This is a genomic window from Pseudarthrobacter sp. PvP004 (assembly GCF_017876035.1).
In the GTDB taxonomy this organism is placed as follows: Bacteria; Actinomycetota; Actinomycetes; order Actinomycetales; family Micrococcaceae; genus Arthrobacter; species Arthrobacter aurescens_A.
In genome coordinates, this window is the sequence record NZ_JAGINL010000001.1 from 1,461,943 (window position 1) to 1,482,772 (window position 20,830).

The 20,830-nt window shown below is 62.7% G+C and carries 19 protein-coding genes; 8 read left to right on the top strand and 11 right to left on the bottom strand.

Annotation, left to right across the window (positions count from 1 at the left end):
- Positions 1-18: 18 nt before the first annotated feature.
- Positions 19-843, bottom strand: a complete 825-nt coding sequence (locus J3A64_RS06670) for an ABC transporter ATP-binding protein (protein WP_210063854.1) — start codon at positions 841-843, stop codon at positions 19-21.
- 103 nt (positions 844-946) lie between these two features.
- Here J3A64_RS06670 and arfB point away from each other — a divergent pair, with 103 nt between their 5' ends.
- On the top strand, positions 947-1,366 hold the full coding sequence (gene arfB, locus J3A64_RS06675; RefSeq protein ID WP_011774703.1) for an alternative ribosome rescue aminoacyl-tRNA hydrolase ArfB: 420 nt from the start codon (positions 947-949) through the stop codon (positions 1,364-1,366).
- A 46-nt stretch (positions 1,367-1,412) separates the two neighbouring features.
- Positions 1,413-1,817, top strand: coding sequence for a RidA family protein (locus J3A64_RS06680; RefSeq protein ID WP_011774702.1), 405 nt, complete (start codon positions 1,413-1,415; stop codon positions 1,815-1,817).
- Here the strand turns inward: J3A64_RS06680 and J3A64_RS06685 are convergent.
- Positions 1,814-2,230, bottom strand: a complete 417-nt coding sequence (locus tag J3A64_RS06685) for a nuclear transport factor 2 family protein (RefSeq protein WP_238324598.1) — start codon at positions 2,228-2,230, stop codon at positions 1,814-1,816. The genes J3A64_RS06680 and J3A64_RS06685 overlap by 4 nt on opposite strands.
- 156 nt (positions 2,231-2,386) lie before the next feature.
- Here J3A64_RS06685 and uvrA point away from each other — a divergent pair, with 156 nt between their 5' ends.
- A complete protein-coding gene (gene uvrA, locus J3A64_RS06690; protein ID WP_374100536.1) occupies positions 2,387-4,975 on the top strand; it encodes an excinuclease ABC subunit UvrA in 2,589 nt (862 codons plus the stop codon).
- Between the two features lies 1 nt (position 4,976).
- Here the strand turns inward: uvrA and J3A64_RS06695 are convergent, their stop codons facing one another.
- Entirely contained in the window at positions 4,977-6,725 is a 1,749-nt protein-coding gene (locus J3A64_RS06695; RefSeq protein ID WP_210063856.1) for a pyruvate dehydrogenase, read from the bottom strand.
- A gap of 135 nt (positions 6,726-6,860) precedes the next feature.
- Between J3A64_RS06695 and J3A64_RS23625 the strand changes: the two genes are divergently transcribed.
- Positions 6,861-7,016, top strand: a complete 156-nt coding sequence (locus J3A64_RS23625) for a hypothetical protein (protein WP_011774698.1) — start codon at positions 6,861-6,863, stop codon at positions 7,014-7,016.
- A 558-nt stretch (positions 7,017-7,574) separates the two neighbouring features.
- Positions 7,575-8,819 (top strand): non-homologous end-joining DNA ligase, encoded by a 1,245-nt coding sequence (ligD, locus tag J3A64_RS06705; protein WP_210063858.1) that lies wholly within the window; start codon positions 7,575-7,577, stop codon positions 8,817-8,819.
- 34 nt (positions 8,820-8,853) lie between these two features.
- Here ligD and J3A64_RS06710 read toward each other — a convergent pair whose 3' ends face one another.
- A complete protein-coding gene (locus J3A64_RS06710; RefSeq protein WP_210063859.1) occupies positions 8,854-9,462 on the bottom strand; it encodes a dihydrofolate reductase family protein in 609 nt (202 codons plus the stop codon).
- A gap of 1 nt (position 9,463) precedes the next feature.
- Here J3A64_RS06710 and J3A64_RS06715 point away from each other — a divergent pair, with 1 nt between their 5' ends.
- Both J3A64_RS06715 and J3A64_RS06720 read left to right on the top strand, forming a co-directional pair.
- Positions 9,464-10,861, top strand: a complete 1,398-nt coding sequence (locus tag J3A64_RS06715; protein ID WP_286176205.1) for a cation:proton antiporter — start codon at positions 9,464-9,466, stop codon at positions 10,859-10,861.
- A gap of 212 nt (positions 10,862-11,073) precedes the next feature.
- Positions 11,074-11,277 (top strand): cold-shock protein, encoded by a 204-nt coding sequence (locus J3A64_RS06720; RefSeq protein ID WP_014921815.1) that lies wholly within the window; start codon positions 11,074-11,076, stop codon positions 11,275-11,277.
- A 68-nt stretch (positions 11,278-11,345) separates the two neighbouring features.
- Here the strand turns inward: J3A64_RS06720 and J3A64_RS06725 are convergent, their stop codons facing one another.
- Positions 11,346-12,542 carry an FAD/NAD(P)-binding oxidoreductase gene (locus J3A64_RS06725; protein ID WP_210063860.1) on the bottom strand — a complete coding sequence of 399 codons (1,197 nt, stop codon included), beginning with the start codon at positions 12,540-12,542 and terminating at the stop codon, positions 11,346-11,348.
- A gap of 4 nt (positions 12,543-12,546) precedes the next feature.
- Positions 12,547-12,753: a DUF2945 domain-containing protein gene (locus tag J3A64_RS06730; protein WP_210063861.1), complete on the bottom strand. Its 207-nt coding sequence runs from the start codon at positions 12,751-12,753 to the stop codon at positions 12,547-12,549.
- Between the two features lie 120 nt (positions 12,754-12,873).
- Between J3A64_RS06730 and J3A64_RS06735 the strand changes: the two genes are divergently transcribed.
- Positions 12,874-13,686 carry a hydrolase gene (locus J3A64_RS06735; protein ID WP_210063862.1) on the top strand — a complete coding sequence of 271 codons (813 nt, stop codon included), beginning with the start codon at positions 12,874-12,876 and terminating at the stop codon, positions 13,684-13,686.
- 6 nt (positions 13,687-13,692) lie between these two features.
- Here J3A64_RS06735 and J3A64_RS06740 read toward each other — a convergent pair whose 3' ends face one another.
- The 5 genes from J3A64_RS06740 to J3A64_RS06760 all read right to left on the bottom strand — a co-directional run bounded on the left by J3A64_RS06740 (position 13,693) and on the right by J3A64_RS06760 (position 20,602).
- Positions 13,693-15,186 carry an APC family permease gene (locus J3A64_RS06740; protein ID WP_210063863.1) on the bottom strand — a complete coding sequence of 498 codons (1,494 nt, stop codon included), beginning with the start codon at positions 15,184-15,186 and terminating at the stop codon, positions 13,693-13,695.
- A 119-nt stretch (positions 15,187-15,305) separates the two neighbouring features.
- On the bottom strand, positions 15,306-16,295 hold the full coding sequence (locus J3A64_RS06745) for an NAD(P)-dependent oxidoreductase (protein WP_210063864.1): 990 nt from the start codon (positions 16,293-16,295) through the stop codon (positions 15,306-15,308).
- The gene (locus tag J3A64_RS06750) at positions 16,292-19,009 is read right to left on the bottom strand and encodes an alpha/beta fold hydrolase (RefSeq protein WP_210063865.1); all 2,718 of its coding nucleotides are present in this window, start codon (positions 19,007-19,009) and stop codon (positions 16,292-16,294) included. The genes J3A64_RS06745 and J3A64_RS06750 overlap by 4 nt, the downstream gene beginning before the upstream one ends.
- Positions 19,003-20,025 (bottom strand): 3-oxoacyl-ACP synthase III, encoded by a 1,023-nt coding sequence (locus J3A64_RS06755; protein WP_011774687.1) that lies wholly within the window; start codon positions 20,023-20,025, stop codon positions 19,003-19,005. Before J3A64_RS06755 ends, J3A64_RS06750 begins: the two co-directional genes overlap by 7 nt.
- A gap of 151 nt (positions 20,026-20,176) precedes the next feature.
- Positions 20,177-20,602 carry a ChaB family protein gene (locus J3A64_RS06760; RefSeq protein WP_210063866.1) on the bottom strand — a complete coding sequence of 142 codons (426 nt, stop codon included), beginning with the start codon at positions 20,600-20,602 and terminating at the stop codon, positions 20,177-20,179.
- Positions 20,603-20,830 lie beyond the last annotated feature (228 nt).

Here is a 20,830-nt window from a genome sequence, read left to right on the forward strand (position 1 = left end):
ATGACGTATTACAGGGGTTTAGTTGTCGTTGTGCCGTCCGACGGCGCGGGTGCGCAGCCTGCCGGTCAGCGGATCTGTGTGAGTAACGATGGGGATTGAATAGACATCACTGAGAAGCGCAGCATCGAGAGCCTCGTGGGCGGGTCCGGCGGCCGCTATGCGACCCTCGGACAGAACCACCACGTGATCGGCAAGTGCGGCTGCCTCATCGAGGTCGTGCAGGACAACGCCGATTGCCACTCCATGGACGCGGGCGAGGTCGTACACCAGATCGAAAATCTCCACTTTGTAGCGGAGGTCCAGGTGGTTGGTTGGTTCATCGAGCAGCAGAACCGAGGTGTCTTGCGCCAGGCAGCTTGCCAGCCATACACGCTGCAGTTGTCCGCCCGACAGTTCGTGGACGCCCCGGGAAGCAAGCCCGGCTACGCCAGTCAGCTCCATGGCACGGTGGACGGCGGCAGGACCTTCAGGATCGGCCGCGCGCCACCGTCCCCGGTGCGGATGGCGTCCGAACTCGACGACGTCGCGGACACTCAGCCCGTGCGGCACGGGACGGCTCTGGGAGAGCAGTGTCACATGCCGGGCGAAGTCGCTGCGCTTCATCATCAGCGCATCCGTTGCCTCACCGTCGGCGGGCTTGACCTTCACGGTTCCGGAAGATGCCTCGTGCAATCGCGCAAGCGCGCGGAGCAGGGTGGACTTTCCGCTGCCATTCGGACCCACCAGCGCAACGATACGACCCGGCTCAAGGCGAAGTCCTGCTCCATGGACCACATCCTTGTCCCCATAACGGAGGACCAGGTCAGTAGCCTCGAGCCCGGAGAGTTCACTCAGTTCAATCACAAAATGAAAGATTAGCTTAGCCTTACCTAATTCCCGAAACGTGTCAGTAAATGTCACTCAGGACCTGCCCGCGGGAGCGCCCATGACGTGCGACGCTTGATTCATGGACCTGGAAATCTCGCCCTCGCTGACGATCCCCGCCGCGGAACTCAGCTGGCGATTCTCCCGTTCGTCCGGACCCGGCGGTCAGCATGTGAATACCACCGACAGTCGTGCGGAGTTGATGTGGAGTGTCGCCGGATCGGCGAGTCTGACAGATGAGCAGCGGCAGTTGCTGCTCACACGCCTCGGACGCCGGCTCGTCGCTGGGGTGATTACCGTGACCGCGTCGGAGGAACGATCCCAACTACGGAATCGCGACATCGCTGTGGCCAAGCTCGCCGAACTCATCAGGGCAGGCCTCGTTCCGGAGACCGTCCGCCGCGCCTCCAAGCCGACGCGCGGTTCCGCCCGACGCCACCGTGCAGCAAAAGAACTCAGATCAGCGACCAAGCAGCAACGACGCCGACCAGCCGCGGAGTAGGCTTCATCCCCTGTTAGCTGACGGCCGCTGGTGAGACCATACAGTCATGTCACCCATTCAACGCATCCGTCCGGACGGGCTCGTGACCAGTCCTGCCTTCAGCCACGTCGCCGTTGTTCCTCCCGGCGCCACCACCATTTACGTCGGCGGGCAGAACGCCGTGGACGCACAGGGTGCACTCATCGGGGAAGGCGATGCGGCTGTTCAGTCTGCACGCGCCCTGGACAACGCCAAGACAGCATTGGAGGCCGTAGGAGCAACACTCGGAGATGTCATTCAGTGGACCGTACTCTTCGTCGACGGCGCCGACCTCTCAGCCGGGTACGGAGCCATTGCTGCCAAGCTCGCATCCGACGAACCGCCCTTGGTGACCGCAGCGTTTGTGGCGGGACTAGGCGTACCAGGGGCCTTGGTGGAGATCAGTGCGGTGGCCGCCGTCGAGCGCCCCTAAGAACTGCTGATCTCAACCCACTGCGAACGCCATTCCGGAGCCGGAAAGGCCTCACTCCAGTATGCTGTCTCCTTGGCGATCTTGCCGTCGCGAAATTCAAAGATGAAGACCGTCTCAAAGGTGGGTCCACCGTAGTCCAGCCGTGCCTCAGCTACCACCAGATTGCCGTCGCTGAGCAGGCGACGCGGCGTGATGGTGGGGAGCTGCGGAAAGGCGTTGTAGATGCCCCGCCGGTTTTCTGCGCCGCGAACAAGCTCGCCGGACTGAGGCCAGTGCATCACGGCGTCGTCATGGAAGAGCTCATCCATAACCTCGATCCGGCGATCGTTGATGCAGTCGATTAACCGCTTGACCACGTTCTCATTGCCGCCTTGTTCTTGAACGCCCTGGTCCCCGAGGATTTGTTCAGCCATGAACCGCATTGTCCTCTCGGGGACCGGATAACACCACGGCTTTATCATTCTTGGATCAGGCCTTCTTGATCAGGTTCATGAATGCCTGAAGATGCTCGCCCATGTCCACCGATTCGTCGTACAGCGCGCCGGGTCCGGAACGATAGAGTCGTATCAATGGACAGTAAACTGACAATTGCCCGGCAGCCCGATTCCGACCAGCCAACACCACAGTTTGCCGAGGCCGAGGATGGCTTCGTCAGGGTCCGTGGTGCCCGCGAGAACAACCTCTGCAACGTGGACGTGGACGTACCCCGCGATGCAATCGTCGCGTTCACCGGAGTCTCGGGCTCCGGAAAGTCGTCCCTGGCGTTCGGCACCATTTTTGCCGAAGCCCAGCGCCGCTACTTCGAATCCGTGGCCCCCTACGCCCGACGCCTCATCCAACAGGGCCACAACCCCAAGGTGGAGTCAATCACCGGGCTGCCGCCCGCCGTCGCACTCCAACAACGTCGGGGCACAGCCACCGCCCGTTCCAGCGTTGGCACGCTGACGACGCTGTCCAACTCGCTGCGGATGCTCTTCTCGCGTGCGGGCAGCTATCCGGAAGGCGCCCGGCAGCTGGACTCCGACGCTTTCTCTCCCAACACAGCCGCCGGTGCTTGCCCGGAGTGCCATGGACTGGGTGTCGCCCACACTGTCACCGAAGAATCCTTGGTTCCCGATCCGTCCCTCAGTATCCGCGATGGTGCGATCGCTGCATGGCCCGGAGCGTGGCAAGGAAAGAATCTCCGCGACATCCTCACTCACCTGGGCTACGACGTGGACACACCATGGCGAAAGCTGCCCAAGAAGGATCGCGACTGGATCCTCTTCACGGACGAGCAGCCTGTAGTGGAAGTGACGCCCCAACGGGATCGCGTGGCCAAGCCTTACAAGGGCCGGTTTTGGAGTGCCAAGAGCTACGTCCTCCACACTCTGGCCGACTCCAAGAGCACCACCATGCGTGACAGGGTGCTGCGATTCATGGAAACGGGGCGGTGCCCGCAGTGCGGTGGCAGTGGGCTGCGGCCGGAAGCACTCGCCGTCACGTTCGCCGGCAAAACCATAGCCGAACTCAATGCGATGCCGATGACCGAGCTTGCCAACATCATCCGCCCCACCACGGAATTGACTGCGGCCGGCACCGCCTCGCGCACCCAGACCTCCGGTGAAGGCAACGAGGTAGCCGTCGCCATCACCCGGGACCTGCTGAGCCGGGTCACGGTACTCCTGGATCTGGGCTTGGGTTACCTCGCGCTGGGGCGCCCCACCCCTACTCTCTCCCCCGGCGAGATGCAGAGGCTTCGTATCGCCACGCAGCTCCGTTCAGGGCTTTTCGGCGTCATCTACGTCCTTGATGAGCCATCTGCCGGACTACACCCGGCCGATGCCGAGCCTCTCCTCGCGGTACTGGACCAGCTGAAGCGGTCCGGCAATTCAGTGTTCGTGGTGGAACACAATATGGATTTCGTCAGGGCTGCCGATTGGTTGGTGGATGTTGGACCGCACGCGGGTGAGGGCGGCGGACAGGTGCTCTACAGCGGTCCCGTGGGCGGGCTGGCGGATGTGCAGGATTCCATCACGCGACCCTTCCTGTTCCCCGATAACCGCTCGCTATCCGCTGGTTCAGAGAAGACGCACGACGACGATTTGGTCACCGCCGGGAAGGGCCCTGCATCTCCGCGGCCACCGAAAGAGTGGCTCAAGCTCCAGAACATCAACAGGCACAACCTTCGCGAGCTACAGGCCGAGTTCCCGCTGGGCGTGCTGACAGCCGTGACAGGTGTGTCGGGCTCTGGCAAGTCCACTCTGGTCAGCCACGTTCTGGCCGAGGTGGTGGGGGCCGAACTGCATCCGGAAGCTCTCGACCCGGACATCGCACGCACAGACACTCCGCACACGCCAGCCGCTGTGGGCTTGGTATCCGGGCTCCACCAGCTCGATCGCCTGGTCAAGGTGGACCAAAAGCCCATCGGCCGGACCCCTCGCTCCAACCTGGCCACCTACACAGGGCTCTTCGACGGAGTCCGGAAAGAGTTTGCCGCCACTGAAGGCGCCCGTTCCCGGGGCTTCGGCGCTGGCCGGTTCTCCTTCAACGTGGCCGGAGGCCGCTGCGAAGCCTGTCAAGGAGAAGGGTTTGTTGCGGTGGAACTGCTGTTCCTGCCGGGGAGCTACGGCCCCTGCCCCGAATGCAACGGCTCTCGGTTCAATCCCGAAACCTTGGAGGTCACCTACCGCGGACGGACCATTGCCGATGTCCTGGGCATGACCGTGAACGCAGCGTCCGAGTTCCTGGCTGATCTCCCGGGCGTTGCCCGCAGCCTCCAAACTCTTCGCGAAGTGGGCTTGGGCTACCTCCGCCTGGGCCAGCCTGCCACGGAGCTTTCCGGCGGCGAAGCTCAGCGCATCAAACTCGCCACGGAATTGCAGCGGGTCCAGCGCGGCCACACCCTCTATCTGCTGGACGAGCCCACCACAGGGTTGCATCCTGCCGACGTCCAACTCCTGATGGCCCAGTTGCACAGGTTGGTGGATGCCGGTAACACCGTCATCGTGGTGGAACATGAGATGGACGTCGTGGCAGGGGCCGACTGGGTGATCGATCTGGGTCCCGACGGCGGCGATGCCGGCGGCGAGATCATCGTCGCCGGCCCGCCGGCCGTCGTCGCGGGTTCCCGAACAAGCCGGACAGCACCGTACCTCGCCGCCGCCTGCGGGCGGTAGCCTACCGCCGGGGAATGTTGCGCAGGTTGCTTCGTGCCATGCTGACAGCCTCCCCGGCACCGCGGTTCAGGACCACTTTGGACATGGCCGTTGCGAATCCAATGACCTGCGAACCCGAAATCTTTGGCGGAATGGACAGGGCGTTGGGGTCAGTGATGAGCTCCACCAAGGACGGGCCGGGATGCGCGAATGCCGCCCGGTACGCTGCCTCCATGTCCGCCGGATCCGTGACCCGAACGGCATGGAAACCCAGGGCCTTGGCCACCGCAGCGTAGTTGGCGTCAGGGACGTCCACGCCGAAGTCGGGTAGCCCGTCCACCAGCATTTCGAGCTTCACCATGCCCAGCGTGGAGTTGTTGAAGACCACCACATTCACCGGTAGTTGGTGCGCGGCCACTGTGATGAGCTCCCCCAGCAACATGGACAGGCCGCCGTCGCCGGATACAGACACTACTTGTCGCCCCGGGTAGGCCACCTGCGCCCCGATCGCGTGCGGAAGGGCGTTGGCCATGGAACCGTGGAGGTAGGAACCAATAAGACGACGGGTTCCCAACGGGTTGATGTAGCGCGCAGTCCAAACGTTGCACATGCCGGTATCGGCTGTGAAGATGGCGTCTTCGGCTGCCACCTGGTCCAGCAGGGAGGCGGCGTACTCGGGGTGGATGGGCTGCTTCTTCTCCACTTTCCGCGTGTAGGCGCCCACGGCTTTGTTCATCAGGCGGTCATGCTTCTTCAGCATCTGGTCAAGGAACCGTCGGTTCTTCTTCGGCGTCACCAACGGCAGTAGGGACCTCAAGGTTGGCAGTACGTCACCATGGACTGCAATGTCGACGTCGGTCCGCCTCCCCAGCCGCTGTGCCGCACGGTCAACCTGGGCCGTCCGGGTGTCCGGCAGGAACTGGTCATAGGGAAAGTCGGTGCCGAGCAGGATCAACAGGTCTGCGTCTTCGATGCCCTCGGCGGCCGCTCCATAGCCGAGGAGCCCGGTCATGCCGATGTCGAAGGGGTTGTCGTACTGGACGAAGTCCTTCCCTCTCAGGGAGTGGCCGATGGGTGCGTTGACCCGTTCTGCCAGTGCGATCAACTCGTCATGGGCGCCTTCGACGCCGGCGCCGGCGAAAATGGCCACCTTAGCTGCGTCGTTAATGGCGTCGGCCAGTTCGCGGACGCTGGCCGAATCCGGAACCACTGTGGCGGGCCGGAACGTTGCCGGCAGCGGGGTTGGCGCGGTTGCCTCAAGCCCGGCAATGTCGCCCGGAAGCGTCACGACTGCCACACCCCTCAGTGCAACCGCACTCTGGATGGCGCTGTGCATGACCCGCGGCGCTTGCTCGGCGGTACTGATCATCTCCGAATACACCGAGCATTCGTTGAAGAGGCGGTCCGGATGGGTTTCCTGGAAGAAGCCGCTGCCAATCTGCTTGCTGGGAATGTGGGAAGCGATGGCGAGCACCGGGGCCCCGGTACGGTTGGCGTCGTACAGTCCATTGATCAGGTGCAGATTGCCGGGCCCGCATGAGCCCGCGCAAACAGCCAACTTTCCCGTCAATTGGGCCTCTGCAGCGGCAGCAAATGCGGCAGCTTCCTCGTGGCGGACATGGATCCAGTCGATGCCGCCCTTCTTTGAGCCTCCTGTTTGCCGGACAGCATCCACGATCGGATTGAGGCTGTCGCCAACGATTCCGTAGATCCGCTGCACACCGGCAGCCTGGAGTTGTTCGATAAGTTGGGTGGCAAGTTCCTTGGCCATAGTGTGCAGGCTCCCTCAGTGGTGGTGGTGGGCTGACAGGGCCAATATAGTCGGCCCGCCCCGGCCCCGGCTGGGAACGGCTGCTGCTTAAGCTGCCAGCCGAGTCTCGAACAGGCGCTCCGCCAGGCTCAACAGATGGCTCGGGACATCTTGGTCATCACCGCCGGTTCCGTGACCGAGGAAAACCGCAGTGCCGCAGACGGTGTCTTCGACAGGAGCGCCTGCTTCACGAATCAAGACCTCAGCCCGAGGGTTCGGTGGCAAAGGAATGTGTATCGCTTCGTCATTTAGAAGAACGTGCCATCCATGGCCCGTTATTGCTTCAACGTTCCCTTCCACCAGGGATTGGTGAACTTCCATAACCGGCTCAATCTCCTCCACGCGAATACACTCATGAAGGCGTGCCGGGATAATGAGAGCGTTCATTAGATAACGCATAGCTTGAATTTCCGTTTCTTTACACTGGCGGCTTTCCTTTTCCGCAACACATGGTGCCGGCTGGCGGCACTACGTGGGCGAATGCACCGAACGACTTCAGCGGGCCGACGCTTCCGGACGCTAGCGCTGGTTTTTCCTGGGTTTCGATAAGAGATTCTCATTGCCCTCAGCCTTTGCCCTCTTTTCGGCCCTCTTTTCCAGAATGGTTTTTCCAGACTTCTTCGACTTGGCACTGTTGGGTGACTTCCCAGACATTTTAGGCTCCTTCAGTATTTTGGATATGACAACACCATACCCACTTATACTTTTAAAGCCAGTTGCGGAATTCAGCGCTTCACGCCAATGGGCTTTCCATGCTCTTTCCCCGCCGCGACTCTGGCTGGGAGGGCTGTTCATTGCTAGCGTGGCCGCATGAACCCGTCGAAGTCCCCGGCTGAGATCCTCGACATCGCCGGCAACGAGGTCCGCATCTCCAACCCGGACAAAGTGGTGTTTCCCGAGCCCGGGCTGACCAAGCTGGATCTTGTAAACTACTACCTCGCAGTCGCGGACGGTGCGCTGCGCGGCGCGGGCGGCCGCCCCATGGTGCTCAAACGCTTCCCCAAGGGCATCGATTCTGAACCGTTCTTCCAGAAACGCGTGCCCGAAAACCACCCCGACTTCATTGACACGGCAACTCTCCACTACTCGTCCGGTACCTCCGCCGAGGAAACAGTCATCCGCGATGCGGCAGGCCTCGCGTGGGTGGTGAATCTGGGGTGCCTGGATCTCAACCCGCACCCCGTACGCGCGGAGGACCTCGACCATCCGGACGAACTTCGGGTGGACCTGGACCCGATGCCCGGCGTCGACTGGTCCCGGATCGTGGACACCGCGTATGTGGCACAAGAAGTGCTGGACGACGTCGGGCTGGTGGGCTGGCCAAAGACGAGTGGCTCCCGCGGTCTTCACATTCTGGTTCGCATCACGCCGCAGTGGTCTTACCGGGATGTGCGCCTCGCCGCGGAGACCCTTGCCCGCGAAGTGGAGAACCGTGCTCCGGGGCTGGCAACGGCCAAATGGTGGAAGGAGGAGCGGGGTGAGAGCGTCTTCGTCGACTTTAACCAGAACGCCAAGGACCGCACCGTAGCTTCCGCGTACTCGGTCCGTTCCAGGCCCGACGCCCGAGTCTCGACGCCGCTCACGTGGGACGAGGTGCGCTCCGCCCGGCCGGAGCAGTTCACGGTCCGCACAGTACCTGCGCGTTTCTCGGATCTGGGCGACCCTCACGCAGGAATCGATGAAGCTCCCGGTTCGCTCGATGGACTCTTGGCCTTGGCTGCCGAGCTCGGCCCGGCCGAGAAAGCCCCCAGAGCAGGCGATGGCTCGGGTCGCCGGGTGTCAATGATGCCCCTCATCGAGGTGGCCCGGACCAAGACCAAACCCGAGGCCGGGGCAGCACTTGAGGAGTGGAAGTCCCGGCACGCAGGCGTTGTCTCCTTCCTGCACCCCGCCGACGTCCTGGTGGACGGGATGCGGGGATCGAGTTCGCTTTGGTACCGGGTGCGGGTGAATCTCCAACACATCCCGGAAGACCGACGACCGGCTCAGGAGGAGTTGATCGCAGACTATGACCCGTGGGCGGGCAAGGAGTGGCCAGGCCGGCCAGGATCCTGAAGAGGGCCATGATCTGCGACATTTCGGTGAGTGGCTAGCCTTGCCCGATGGTGATGCCCGTAATCGGCTCTCCGGAACGCTCGTAGGACAGCAGGACCGCACCTTTCGGGAACGCCACGGGTGGTTGGGCGAACCTGAAAGCAGCGGGGACGCCGGAGCCGTCGTCAAACAGTCGCTTTCCCGAGCCGAAGGTGAGCGGGTAGAGGAAAAGGTTCAGTCGATCGAGGAGATCGGCCTCCAGCAGCGAGCGGATGAGGTGGCCGCTGCCGAACATGTGGATGTCGTCGAATTGTTCCTTCAGTTCGGCCAGTTCAGAAACCTCTGACAAGGCCGTGGTCCCGTCCCATTCAGGCCGAGTCAGGGTTCGAGACACCACAAACTTGGGCAGGGCATTGAAGGTCTCGCCAATGTGGTCTTTCTGCTGAGGCCAAAATCCCGCGAATATGTCGTAGGTTTTCCGTCCCAGCAACAGGGCATCCATGCGGTCGATGCCTGCCCCAATGGCTTCGCCCGTCTCATCGTCAAAATATGCTGCCTGCCAGCCACCAAACTCGAAGCCCCCGCCCCTGTCCTCCTCAGGGCCGCCGGGTGCCTGGTAGACCCCGTCAAGGGTGATGAACAGGTTGGCGGTAAGAATTCCCACGATGCACTCCTTCGCATGGACCGCGGCGGATGCTGCGAGCCGGTGGCGTCTTCTTCGAATCAGTATGCTGCTTCAGGGTTTCCCGCGGAACCCGGAACCTGCAGTTCGGGCGCCGGACTTATGGCGCACGAGGGTTGGTGGCGGTAGCTTTGGAGTACTTTTCCTTGAAGCAGCCGAGGTACCGGAGGCACTGCCGATGCAAGGCTTGTCCGCGTCACTGGTCCTCATCGCCGTGTTGGCTGTGCTGGCACCCGTTGCTACACGGCTCTTGGATCGTTGGGTCAAAGTGCCCATTGTGGTCTTTGAAATTGTTCTTGGCATCCTGTTCGGCCCAAGCGTTCTGGGATGGGTCCAGTCCACTCCCTTCACGGACACGTTGGCTGATTTCGGGCTTGCCATGCTGTTCTTCGTTGCCGGCAACGAGATTGACTTCGCGGCAATCCGCGGCCGTCCCATTTACCGTGCCTCTGCGGGGTGGGTCATCTCCTTGGCCGCCGGCATCGGGGCAGGTTTTGTCCTGGGGCCTTCACCTGAAGCCGCCGTGATCATCGGTGTTGCTTTGTGCTCCACCGCTTTGGGCGCTTTGCTCCCGATCCTCCGGGACGCCGGTGCCTCCAAGTCGCCGATCGGTGTCGCCGCGACCGCCCTGGGCGCGGCCGGCGAGTTTGGTCCGCTCATAGCCATTTCATTGTTCTTCAGCGGCAAGCAACTCGGCGTGGCATCAGGAGTGCTTCTGGGGTTCGTCCTCCTAACCGGCGTGGCCCTCTACCTTGCCTCGCAAGCACGGCACACGCTGTTTCATGCCCAAGTCACTGCCACGTTGCACACCAGCAGCCAGTTCGCCATGCGGTCCATCCTGCTGATTCTCAGCTCGCTGGTGGTGCTCAGCATGGTCCTGGGACTCGATATGCTGCTGGGTGCATTCGCCGCAGGCGTCCTCTGGAAGGTCACCATCGCACGCGCTCCTGTTGCAGACCGGAAAGTCATCGAGACCAAAATTGACGCCGTCGCCTTTGGTTTCCTGGTGCCCATCTTCTTCATCGATACGGGCATCGATTTCGACCTGGGCGCCCTGACCTCCAGCCCCCTGACCTTGGCCATGGTCCCGCTGTTCCTGTCGCTGCTGCTGCTCATCCGTGGCGTGCCGTCATTGCTCGCCACGCCCCCGGGCTCCTCGCGGGCGGACAAACAGGCCCTTTTGCTGTTCGGAGCCACGGCTTTGCCCATCATCGTGGCTGTGACAACCATCGGCCGGGAGCACGGATACATCACCAGCGGAATCTCCTCAGCCCTCATAGGTGCGGGGATGCTCTCGGTACTCCTGTTTCCGTTGCTCGCACTCCGCCTGCTGCGCCGCACAGAAGCGGCAGACCCCAAGCAGCGCACGCCAAAAGCGTGACGTTTCCCGGCTGCCCTGAAGCAGACCCGGCAAAGGCAACAAGCGCACGACGGCGGCCTCCCGCCGTCGTGCGCTCCTATTGCCTACGCGTACGCGACTCCGCCAAATGTGTTGCCCCCAGCCGAAGCGGCCCATAGGCTCATATCGTGAGTGGCAGGGACGGCAAACCGACCAGCGGGACCGACCAGCGACCGGGTGAAGGAAATAAAGGCATGGCAACAGGAACAGTTAAGTGGTTTAACGCTGAAAAGGGTTTCGGATTCATCGCCCCGGACGATGGAGGCCCGGACGTGTTTGCTCACTACTCAGCGATTACGTCGAGCGGTTACCGCTCACTGGAGGAGAACCAGAAGGTCCAGTTCGACATCACGCAGGGGCCTAAGGGTCCGCAGGCGGAGAATATCCAGCCCGCCTAGGTTCACAACACTGGATTCACCACAAGAGACCGGTCCGGCCTGATGCCTGACCGGTCTCTTGGCGCCTGCTAGGCCCGGCCTTTGAGGATCAGGTTCCAGTACACCTGCGGGAACATGTCGCGGTCCACCCACCAGGAAATCCGGCTTTCCTTCCATGTGGGTACCTTCGGGATGGTCGGCATGGGGCTGTAGTGATGGTCAAACTCGGCAAAGACCACCGTGTTCCGTGAAACGGTGAAAGGGCATACGGAGTATCCGTTGTACTTTTGGCTCAGAGGTTCGCCCTTGCGCGCCGAGATCAGATTTTTAGCCAGGACCTTGGTCTGCTTGCGCAGCGCACCGCCGGCCTTCGAATTGGCGGTTCCCGCAGCGTCGCCCAGCGACCAGACATTTGGGTACCTGGAGTGCCGCAACGTCTGCGTGTCCACCTCCACGAAGCCGTACTCGTCCCCTGCTGCCGGCAAGTCCGTGGCTTTGAGCCAATCCGGCGCGGACTGGGGCGGGACGGCGTTGAGGACGTCGTAGAGGAGGTCCTCGGAGGTGTTGTCCGCGTTGTTTCGGATGGTTGCCGTGCGACCGCCAGGGTTCACCGCCACCAGCTCGCTGTTTGTCCGCAGTTCGATTCCGTACTCGGCGATCTTGCGGTCCAACTCCCGGTCAACCTCGGGAATGCCGAACACTGTGGGATAAGGCTGGACCATGACAACCCGGATATTGTCCAGGACGCCGTGTTCCTTCCAGTAGTCACAGGCCAGGTACATAGGTTTTTGGCTGGCCCCGGCACATTTAACAGGCCCTGACGGCATGGTGAAGATGGCGGTGCCGGACTTCATGGTGCTCAAGAGGGTCCACAGTTTTGGCGCAAGCTCGAACTCGTAATGAGAGGAGCCGTACGGCGAGTTCACCGCCTCGCCCAGCCCCGGCACCGCGTCCCAGTTGTACTGCAGCCCCGGGCATACAACCAGGTGCCCGTAGCTCACAGTGGCACCGGACGCCAACGTCACCGAGTTGGCTTTCGCCTCCACGCCTACTGCTTTGTCCTTGATCCATGCGACGCCTTTTGGCGTCACGGATTCCTGGCTGCGGACGGCCTCCTTGACCCGCGCGCGGCCACCGGCGATATGGGAGAACAAGGGCTGGTATAGATGGTGCTCCTTTGGTTCAATCAGGGCGATGTCGTGGACGCCGTATCGCTGCAAACGGGCAGCCAGCGACACGCCTCCATTGCCGCCGCCGATGATGACGACGTCGTGCTGGCGCGCCATTCCGCTAGCTCTTCTCGGTCAATGCGGAGCCCTTGTGCGCTGCCCTGGCACCGGTTTTCGCTGACTCCACCACATACTGCGGCTCGTCTTCGCTGGCCACGTGCTTGTTGCCGTCCAGTACAAAGTCGCTGGTATTCTTCTCCACGATCTTTCCGTGCGTCTTGCCCTGCGGGGTGTTCCACTCCACGCGTGTTCCCTTGCTCAGTGCCATGTCCGCTCCTAGTGTGGTGTCCCTCTCCGACTTCGGCTGCTCCACAATAGTAAGCATGGTGATCATCTCGCGGTACCCGGCGGGACAGCCTTAGACGAAGTGCTGTGGAAAGGACTCCCAATGCTGATCTGCGCAACATGCGCCGTTGAACGTGACCAACCTGTGCCCGACATATGCCCCATCTGCGCCGATGAACGCCAGTACGTGCCCGAGGACGGACAACAATGGCTCACTCTGGACGAGTTGACCCGGACTGGACGGCAAACGGTGCTGGAACAGAACGAGCCCGGACTCTTCGCGGTCAGAACGGAGCCAAAAGTCGGGATCGGCCAGACCGCCCAGCTCGTGGTAACGCCCGCAGGCTCGCTGCTGTGGGATCCAGTGGGTTATGTCGACGACAGCGGTGTGGAATCGGTCCTTGACCATGGCTCTGTAATAGCTATTGCCGCCAGCCATCCACACATGTTTGGCGTACAGGTGGAATGGTCGCGCCGTCTTGGAAACGTCCCGGTCCTGGTCGCCGAGGCTGATCGCCAATGGCTGGGGCGCAGTGGCCCGAACGTTGACTACTGGTCCGGCACCGCAGCAATCGCTGACGGGTTGGTCCTGCATCAGGTTGGCGGGCACTTCCCAGGCAGCGCGGTGGTGCACTGGGCTGCGGGATCCAACGGGAAAGGCGTGCTGTTGACGGGAGACAGCGTATTTCCCAATCCTGATCGTCGGACGGTAGCGTTCATGCGCAGCTATCCGAATCGCCTGCCCCTCTCCGGCGCGGTGGCGCTACGTATCGCCGCTCAGCTGGAAGAGCTTGAGTTCGATCGGATCTACGGCAATTTCAACAACGCCATCCACTCCGGAGCGAAAGACGTCCTGCACCGATCGGCTCAACGGCACGCCGCTTGGACGCGGGGGGACTTTGACCATCTGACCTGATCCGGCTTATTCCCGCGGTGGCACCGGCGGGCCCTGGCCATCCGTGTCCGCCTGCGCGCTGACTGGTTCTCCGGATTCGGTGTTGCTTTTCCTGGTGATCAGCCAGGTGATGAACCACAGCACCACGCCAATGGCCATCAGCCCGCCGGCCACTTGGTACTGGACGGGGTTCCTGCCCACCCATGGCCCTGCGAGGAAGGCACACAAGACGGCCGCCACCAAAGGCAGCTGACCGGGCGAGGTGAAGAACACCTTCCGGTGGGGATCCCGCTTGCGGCGGAGGACGACGCACGCCACGTTGACCAAGGTGAACACGCACAGCAGGAGGAACGCTGTGGTTCCGGACAGGTTGGCCACGATGTTGCTTGATGGGTCGCTGCTGACGTACCAGATCAGTCCCAGGGCAAGGACGGTGGAGAACGCGATTCCGGCCCATGGCGACCGGCGCCCCGGCAAGACCCGCCCCAAGGAGCGCGGCAGGACGTGCTGGCGGGCCATGCCGTAAATCAGCCGGCTGGCCATCAACATGTTGATCAACGCTGTGTTGGCCACTGCGAAGACGGCGAGGAAAGGAAAGATCCTGTCGATGGGAAAATCCGGTGAGCCTTTGTGCACCACTTCAAGAAGCGCCGCACCTTCGGCTTCCCTGATCTCGCCCAGCTCTCCGGGAGTCAGCACACTGACCACAGACACTGCGACCAGCATGTAGAGGATCACCGCGATGCCGAGGCCAGTCAACATGGTGCGGGGGAAGATCCGCTCCGGATTCCTGGTTTCCTCCACCATGTTGACGGAGTCCTCGAAGCCCACCATGGCAAAAAAGGCGATGGACGTGGCGGCGGTAACAGCCAGGAACAACCCTTTGTCCTGGTAGTCGGTGAAGACGAAAACTTCCTGGACATTGCCGGTTCCCTGGGCCATCACGAAGAAGCCCACCCCGATCACCACACACAACGCGATCACCTCCACCGCAGTGAGCACCACGTTGAACTTCACGCTCTCCCCCACGCCGCGGAGGTTGATCACCGCCAGCAGCAACATGAAGCCCAGCGCCACCGCAGTGATCACGCCGCGGTCGGGTACGTCCATCCAGCCGTTAACCTCCAAGCCACCAAAGAAGTTCTGGGCAAGGACATTCGCCGATGTTGAGGCGCTGGTGATGCCGGAGCAAACAACGGCGAACGCCACAAGGAAGGTGACGAAGTGGATCCCAAAGGCCTTGTGCGTATAAAGCGCGGCGCCAGCTGCCTGGGGATACTGCGTGACGAGTTCGAGGTAGGAAAACGCGGTGAGGGTGGCCACAACGAAGGCGAGAAGGAACGGCAACCAGACGATGCCACCAACCGTCCCGGCCATGGTCCCGGTGACCGCATAGACGCCGGCCCCCAGAATGTCTCCCACAATAAAGAGGAGGAGCAGTTTGGGTCCCAGCACGCGTTTGAGCTGTGGTTCCTCACCTTCGGGCGTTGCTTCCAAGGCGTTGTCTGACGTGGTGCTCATGGTGTCGACCCCCGGCCATTACACGATCCCCGGAATCGTGTAAGTGATCTGATCTATCTCACTTTGATCCTGACGTCCAGGTTTGGCAACACTGATCCGGTGAAAAGGCGAAACGGCTTTTAGGCAAGTGGGCCTGTTGTTCCGGAGCCGTAGTACTCGGCCAGCCTGGCCAGTCCTTCATCAAGCGAAACAGCAGGTGTCCAGTCGAGGAGTTCACGCGTGACGCGCTGGTCGAACCAGTGGGCGGTGGAGAGCTGTTCAGCGAGGAACCTGGTCATTGGCGGCTCCTCTTTGCGCCCTGCCATGGTCCAGAACCTTTCAACCACCGCACCGGCTGCCCTTGCCAGGCCACCCGGCACAGACCACGACGGCGGGGCCACGCCACCTGCATCGCAAATGCCCGCCAGTAGCTCGCCGATCGGCCGTGGTTCACCGTTGCTCACCACCACCGCTCTGCCATGGACGTGTTCCATACGGTGCAGGGCGGCGACGATGGCCGACGCTGCGTTGTCCACGTACGTTGTGTCGATCAGTGCGGCACCGGCGTCCAGCAACGGCAGCCGACGGTGGCTTGCGCGGGCCAGAACGCGTTCAACCAGCTGGGTGTCTCCGGGCCCCCACACAATGTGGGGGCGCACCGCTGCCACCCGGATGTCAGGTCCGTCCGCCGCGAGGGCCAACAACTCAGCCTCGGCCTTGGTGCGGGCGTAGTCGCCGTGTGCATGGCGTGGGTCAGCCTGCTCCGCGCCCAATCCCACAATCGCGGAACCGGAGTGCGCCACAGATGGTGACGAGACATACACAACGTCCCGGACCCCCGCCATACGGGCCATCTGGAGCAACCGGCGCGTTCCTTCAATATTCACGGCGTCAAACTCGGCCGCGCGGCCCGTGATGGACACTTTGGCAGCAAGGTGGATGATGCCTTCCGCCCTGTCAATTGCGCTGCGGAGCGCCCCATCGTCGTTCAAGGACCCGCGGAAGTCCTCCGCACCGTCGATGCCCGACGGGCGGCGCTGAAATGTAGCCACGTCATGGCCTTGATGGACCAGTTGCCGGGCCACTTCTCCTCCCAGAAGCCCGCTGGCGCCGGTGACCAGGACCCTCATGGCTTACCTGGACGGCCGCCGGCCAGCACCTGCGAAGCCCAACGGGCCAGCCGGGTCCTGTCGATCTTGGCGTTGTGCCTGATGTCGGTGGGCTGGGTGGGGACCACGAGCACTGCGTTGACCTCGACGCCGGCCTGGGAGGCCGCTCGTCGGACGTGCCCGGCGAGTTGCGGGTCAGCGGGGCCGGCCTTCGGGACGGGAGGCACGGTCTCGACCACCGCAACCACCGCCTGGGTTCCTGAGGGTCCAACGCCGGTGATGGCGGCCATGCGCACGCGGTCTAGGCGTTCGATGGATTGCTCGGCCCCGACAGGCGTCACCACAGCCCCCGGCGCCGTCACCACATGAGAAAGGCGTCCTTCCACCCAAAGCCGGCCGGCGGCGTCGAAGTGGCCCACGTCCCCCGTTCGGTGCCATCCGGCCAGGCTGGTACTCTCGCGTTGAGTCAACCAGAGCCTGTCATAGGCTTCCTTGACGTGAGGAGCGCTGATCAGGATCTCGCCGGTGACGCCGGCGTCGGTCACACGGTTCGGTCCGGGCGCGGTTCCATTCGCCGCCAGCGGGATAACCGCCACGCGGGCTCCGTGCACGGGCTTCCCCACGCAAACCCCGTTGCCGGCTCCGGCTATGGTCCCGGCATCCGCGTCAGCATCGGCGGCCCGGATTTCATCCAGGCTGATGTCGGTGACCGGCAGCGCTTCCGTCATTCCGTAGGGCGTATGGAGGGACGCCCCGGGCATCAGCTGCTGTACCTGCGCCAGGAGCGGCTCGGGCACGGGGGCGCCTGCGGACAAGAGCAACTCAACGTTTTCAAGAGCGATTAGCCCTGTCCTGCTCAAGTCACCCCGGGTGTCTATGACGTTGCGCAGGGCTGCGGGCGAAGCAAAGACCACTGAGGCCTCGATGGCTGCGACGGCGTCCGCCAGGGCACCGGCCGTTAGGGTGCGCGGCGCAGTAACATCCATTGCGGGCGTCACCGAAACCGCTCCCAGTGCCGGGCCCAGCAAGGCAAAGGGGGCGAAGCCCGCTACGAGCCGGGAACCGGAACGGATCCCGAAAGTCGCCGCCACTGTGTCACGCATCGCCGCAAGCTGCCGGTGCGTGTACAGCACGCCCTTTGCGGGGCCCGTGGAGCCCGACGTGAAGAGGACCGCAGCCGGCGCAGACGGATCCACGCTGTCCATCGGCAGCTCGTCCCCATTCCGGAGCCTGCGAGCGTCCCTGATCGTTGCGCCGTTCCTTGCCAGGGCCGCAAGCGAGGTCTCAACCCCCAGGATCCGACGGCGGGCAGCCGGGAGGTCCTTCACGCTAATGCGCTGTCCCGGCCAGCCCAGTAACGAGGCAGCCGCGAGTGCTTTGTCAATGCCAATGAGGAAATCGGCAGTAGCGCCCTTCACCGCACGGCTCATGCCTTTGGTTCCAAGTCCGGCGTCGGCCACGACCACAACCGCCCCCAGCTTAAGGCAGGCGTAAAGGGCAACGGTGAGGTCGGTTCCGGGCGGAACCATCAGGCTCACACGAGTACCGTGCCCCACACCGGATTCCCGTAAGCCCTCCGCCATATCCAGGATGTTCCGGTCCAGCTGTTGCCAGCTGAGCGAGTGACTCACGCTTCCGTCGCTCGCCATTTCCGCAACAGCAATGTCTTCCTTTGCCGGACCCGCAGCCAGTTCGCTGAGCGAGTCCCACAGGGGTCTGAATGCCGGCTTCTCTTCTTCGGTGTCCTTGATCAGGTGGCGGCTGGCAGGAGCCGCAGCCACCGGGGAATCATCCCCACAGATCTTGGCACCGTGCACAGCAAGCCAGTCAAAAACGGGCGTGGCAATGTCCCGGTCTTCTCCCACGAGGTGTCCGGCACCTTCGAAGCGATGCACGTCCGCGTGAGGTAGCCGGGCGATGAGATCTTTGAGGTACCGGTCTGAAAATATTGGATCCGTGGGACCCCAGAGCATCAGGGCGGGAACCTTTAGCCCACGCAAGCCTTCCGCTACGCGTGTCAGCGCAGGAAAACTGGGATGGGAGGGGTCTGCGGGGATGTCCGCAACAAAGTTCCCCACTCCGGTTCGGCGGGCGGCTCCGCGATAGGGGGCCATGAAGGCCCGGCGGACGTCGGCCGGCAGCGGCGGGTTCGCCAGCGAGTGCGTCACACGCAGGAAGGCGTCCGACGTCGTGGTGCCCCAGCGGTGCACGGCAGGGTGTAAGGCGAGCCGAAGGGCCGCCGGGAGTGGCGAATCGGAAGGGTGGTGGACGGCGGTGTTGGTCAACACAACAGCTGTTACCTGCTGTGGGTGCACCAGCGCCCAGCCCGAACTGATCACGCCGCCCCAGTCATGGCCCACGGTAACAACCGGCCCCTCCAGGCCCAACGCATCTGTGAGGTCTCCGAGGTCGTTGATTCGATCAGCCAGGCGCCGGAATGTCCCGGTGCGCTCCGAGTAGCCCATGTCCAGCTGGTCCACAGCAACAACACGCCATGGATGAGCCGGATCGGATCCCGCCCTCACCAGCGTCCGCCACAGATAGGACCAGGTGGGGTTGCCATGCACGCAGAGCAAGGTCCCGATCGGAGTCAGGCCGCGGCGAGAGAGTTGCGCGCCGTTATCCAGCACATGCCAGCGACGAAGTACGCCCGGCGCGTCCACCTCCGACGTGGACCTTACCCGGAGTGTCCGGGACCATTCAGGGTCCACTCCGGGCCAGTTGGCGGCTACCAAACGATTTCCACCATTCCAGCGTTCAGGCCTGAGCCCACGCCCATGCACAGGACCCGGTCTCCCGAGGTCAATGACTGCGCCTGGGCTGCGAGCGTCATGGGAAGCGATGCAGGACCCACATTGCCCCAGTGCGGGAAAGTGATGGGAACCTTATCCGGGTCCAGGTCGATGGCATTGATGATCGCCTGGGTATAGGCATTGCTGACTTGATGTGTGACGTAGCGGTCCATGCTGGCCCAGTCCCACTCAGGCTGGGCTTCATGCCAGGCGTCCACCACAAGCTGCAGGCCGCCGTCCAGCAAGCCTTTCGTGTCGGTGGACATGCCGTCGATTCCACCAACACACAGTTCGTGATGCTCGGTGCCGGCACGCATGACCCCACCCACAAGCCGGTGCGCCCCGGGGTACTCATCACGGGGGCCCAGAACGGCCGCGGCAGCTCCGGATCCGAGCGTCAGGGTGGCAAATTCCCGATTAAAGTCTTCACGCGTGGTCTCAGGCCTTTGGAGTCGCGCCAGCGTGGCTTCCTGAGTGCCTTGCGCGTCCTCTCCGTTAACGATGACCGCATACCTGATCTGGCCCGAATCGATCATGTTGGCTGCGAGGATCAAGCCGTTCACAAATCCAAGACAGGCGTTGGCCAGGTCAAAGTTCATGGCCGAGGACGGCAGGCCAAGTTCGTGGTGTATCTTGACCGCTACGGACGGTTCCAGGTTGCGCCTGGTAACCGAGGTGTTGATCAGCAAGCCGACTTCCGAGGCTTCGACTCCGGCTTCAGCCAAGGCTTTTGCGCCCGCTTCCACGGCAGCGTCATCGAACGATGTCCCGGCGGCCCACCAGCGCCGGTGTGTGATCCCTGCAACACGTTCAAGCAATCGCGGTGGAAACTTCAGCCGCTGCAGGGTCGAAGCCAATCTCCGGTCGAAATCCGTGGAGCTCACTATCCTCGGAGCCTCGACGCTGCTCACCGAGAGCAGCGCGGTGTTGCTGTGCCGGAAGGTCGCATTCCCTGCCAAGTTAAGCCCCTGTTCGTTTCTGTCCTGCCTTCATGCGGTGACTGTACCCATAAAGTGCAACCCCAAGACGTTAACTATGCCGGTGTAAACCGCTTCCTGCATATTTGGCGTCCTTGGAGCGGTCTCGGGACCGAAGCGGGACTGTGGGACGTCAGCCCTCCCGAGCCTTCCGTGTGGCGGCGTCGTTGGCCTTCTGAAGCGCTTTCACCAGCTCGTCCTTGTCCATTCTTGAGCGTCCCTTTATTTCCAGTTCCCGCGCACGCCGGTAGAGGTGCTCCTTGGACGCATTGGCATCTACTCCCCCGGCCGTCGGCTTCCTGGAGTCCGCCCCTTCCTCCGCGTGCTCATCCGAAGGTCCGCGTTCCTCCTTGGCCTCCCAGTGGTCGCCCACCTTCTCATAACTGTGCTTCAGTGCCGCGAAGGCCGTGCGGGCCGCCCGGCTCGAATCGTTGTCATAGGACTCCATCGCCGAATCGTAGGTCTTGGCAAAGGTGTCCTGCGCCTTCTGCTCCGAGCGCTGCAAGGTGGACGGCAACTCGTCCTTGCGGGCGTGATGGTTCTTTCCAGTCTTTGGCATGGCACTCAAGCTCCTGTCGTGGAAGGCACAGTATCCGCCCGGCGCTCCGGTTGGGCGTCACCACGTCAAGTCTGGGGTGAACCCGCGCCCTGGAACAAGAACCGGAGCGAACACGGTGGCTCGACCGTTTGACCATCGAAAGTTGGCTGCTACCATCAAGAGAGAACTATGTCCTATCAAGAGAACAAATGGCTACAAACCTGGATCGTCCTGACAGGGAGGCAAGGG

Bases quoted from the DNA above. Each gene is read 5' to 3' on its own strand.
- J3A64_RS06735 (WP_210063862.1), top strand. From the start codon at position 12,874: ATGCTGATCTGCGCAACATGCGCCGTTGAACGTGACCAACCTGTGCCC.
- J3A64_RS06745 (WP_210063864.1), bottom strand. From the start codon at position 16,295: ATGAGGGTCCTGGTCACCGGCGCCAGCGGGCTTCTGGGAGGAGAAGTG.
- uvrA (WP_374100536.1), top strand. From the start codon at position 2,387: ATGGACAGTAAACTGACAATTGCCCGGCAGCCCGATTCCGACCAGCCA.
- J3A64_RS06695 (WP_210063856.1), bottom strand. From the start codon at position 6,725: ATGGCCAAGGAACTTGCCACCCAACTTATCGAACAACTCCAGGCTGCC.
- J3A64_RS06715 (WP_286176205.1), top strand. From the start codon at position 9,464: ATGCACTCCTTCGCATGGACCGCGGCGGATGCTGCGAGCCGGTGGCGT.
- J3A64_RS06720 (WP_014921815.1), top strand. From the start codon at position 11,074: ATGGCAACAGGAACAGTTAAGTGGTTTAACGCTGAAAAGGGTTTCGGA.
- J3A64_RS06725 (WP_210063860.1), bottom strand. From the start codon at position 12,542: ATGGCGCGCCAGCACGACGTCGTCATCATCGGCGGCGGCAATGGAGGC.
- J3A64_RS06740 (WP_210063863.1), bottom strand. From the start codon at position 15,186: ATGAGCACCACGTCAGACAACGCCTTGGAAGCAACGCCCGAAGGTGAG.
- ligD (WP_210063858.1), top strand. From the start codon at position 7,575: ATGAACCCGTCGAAGTCCCCGGCTGAGATCCTCGACATCGCCGGCAAC.
- J3A64_RS06730 (WP_210063861.1), bottom strand. From the start codon at position 12,753: ATGGCACTGAGCAAGGGAACACGCGTGGAGTGGAACACCCCGCAGGGC.
- J3A64_RS23625 (WP_011774698.1), top strand. From the start codon at position 6,861: ATGGCTCGGGACATCTTGGTCATCACCGCCGGTTCCGTGACCGAGGAA.
- J3A64_RS06760 (WP_210063866.1), bottom strand. From the start codon at position 20,602: ATGCCAAAGACTGGAAAGAACCATCACGCCCGCAAGGACGAGTTGCCG.
- J3A64_RS06680 (WP_011774702.1), top strand. From the start codon at position 1,413: ATGTCACCCATTCAACGCATCCGTCCGGACGGGCTCGTGACCAGTCCT.
- arfB (WP_011774703.1), top strand. From the start codon at position 947: ATGGACCTGGAAATCTCGCCCTCGCTGACGATCCCCGCCGCGGAACTC.
- J3A64_RS06685 (WP_238324598.1), bottom strand. From the start codon at position 2,230: ATGGCTGAACAAATCCTCGGGGACCAGGGCGTTCAAGAACAAGGCGGC.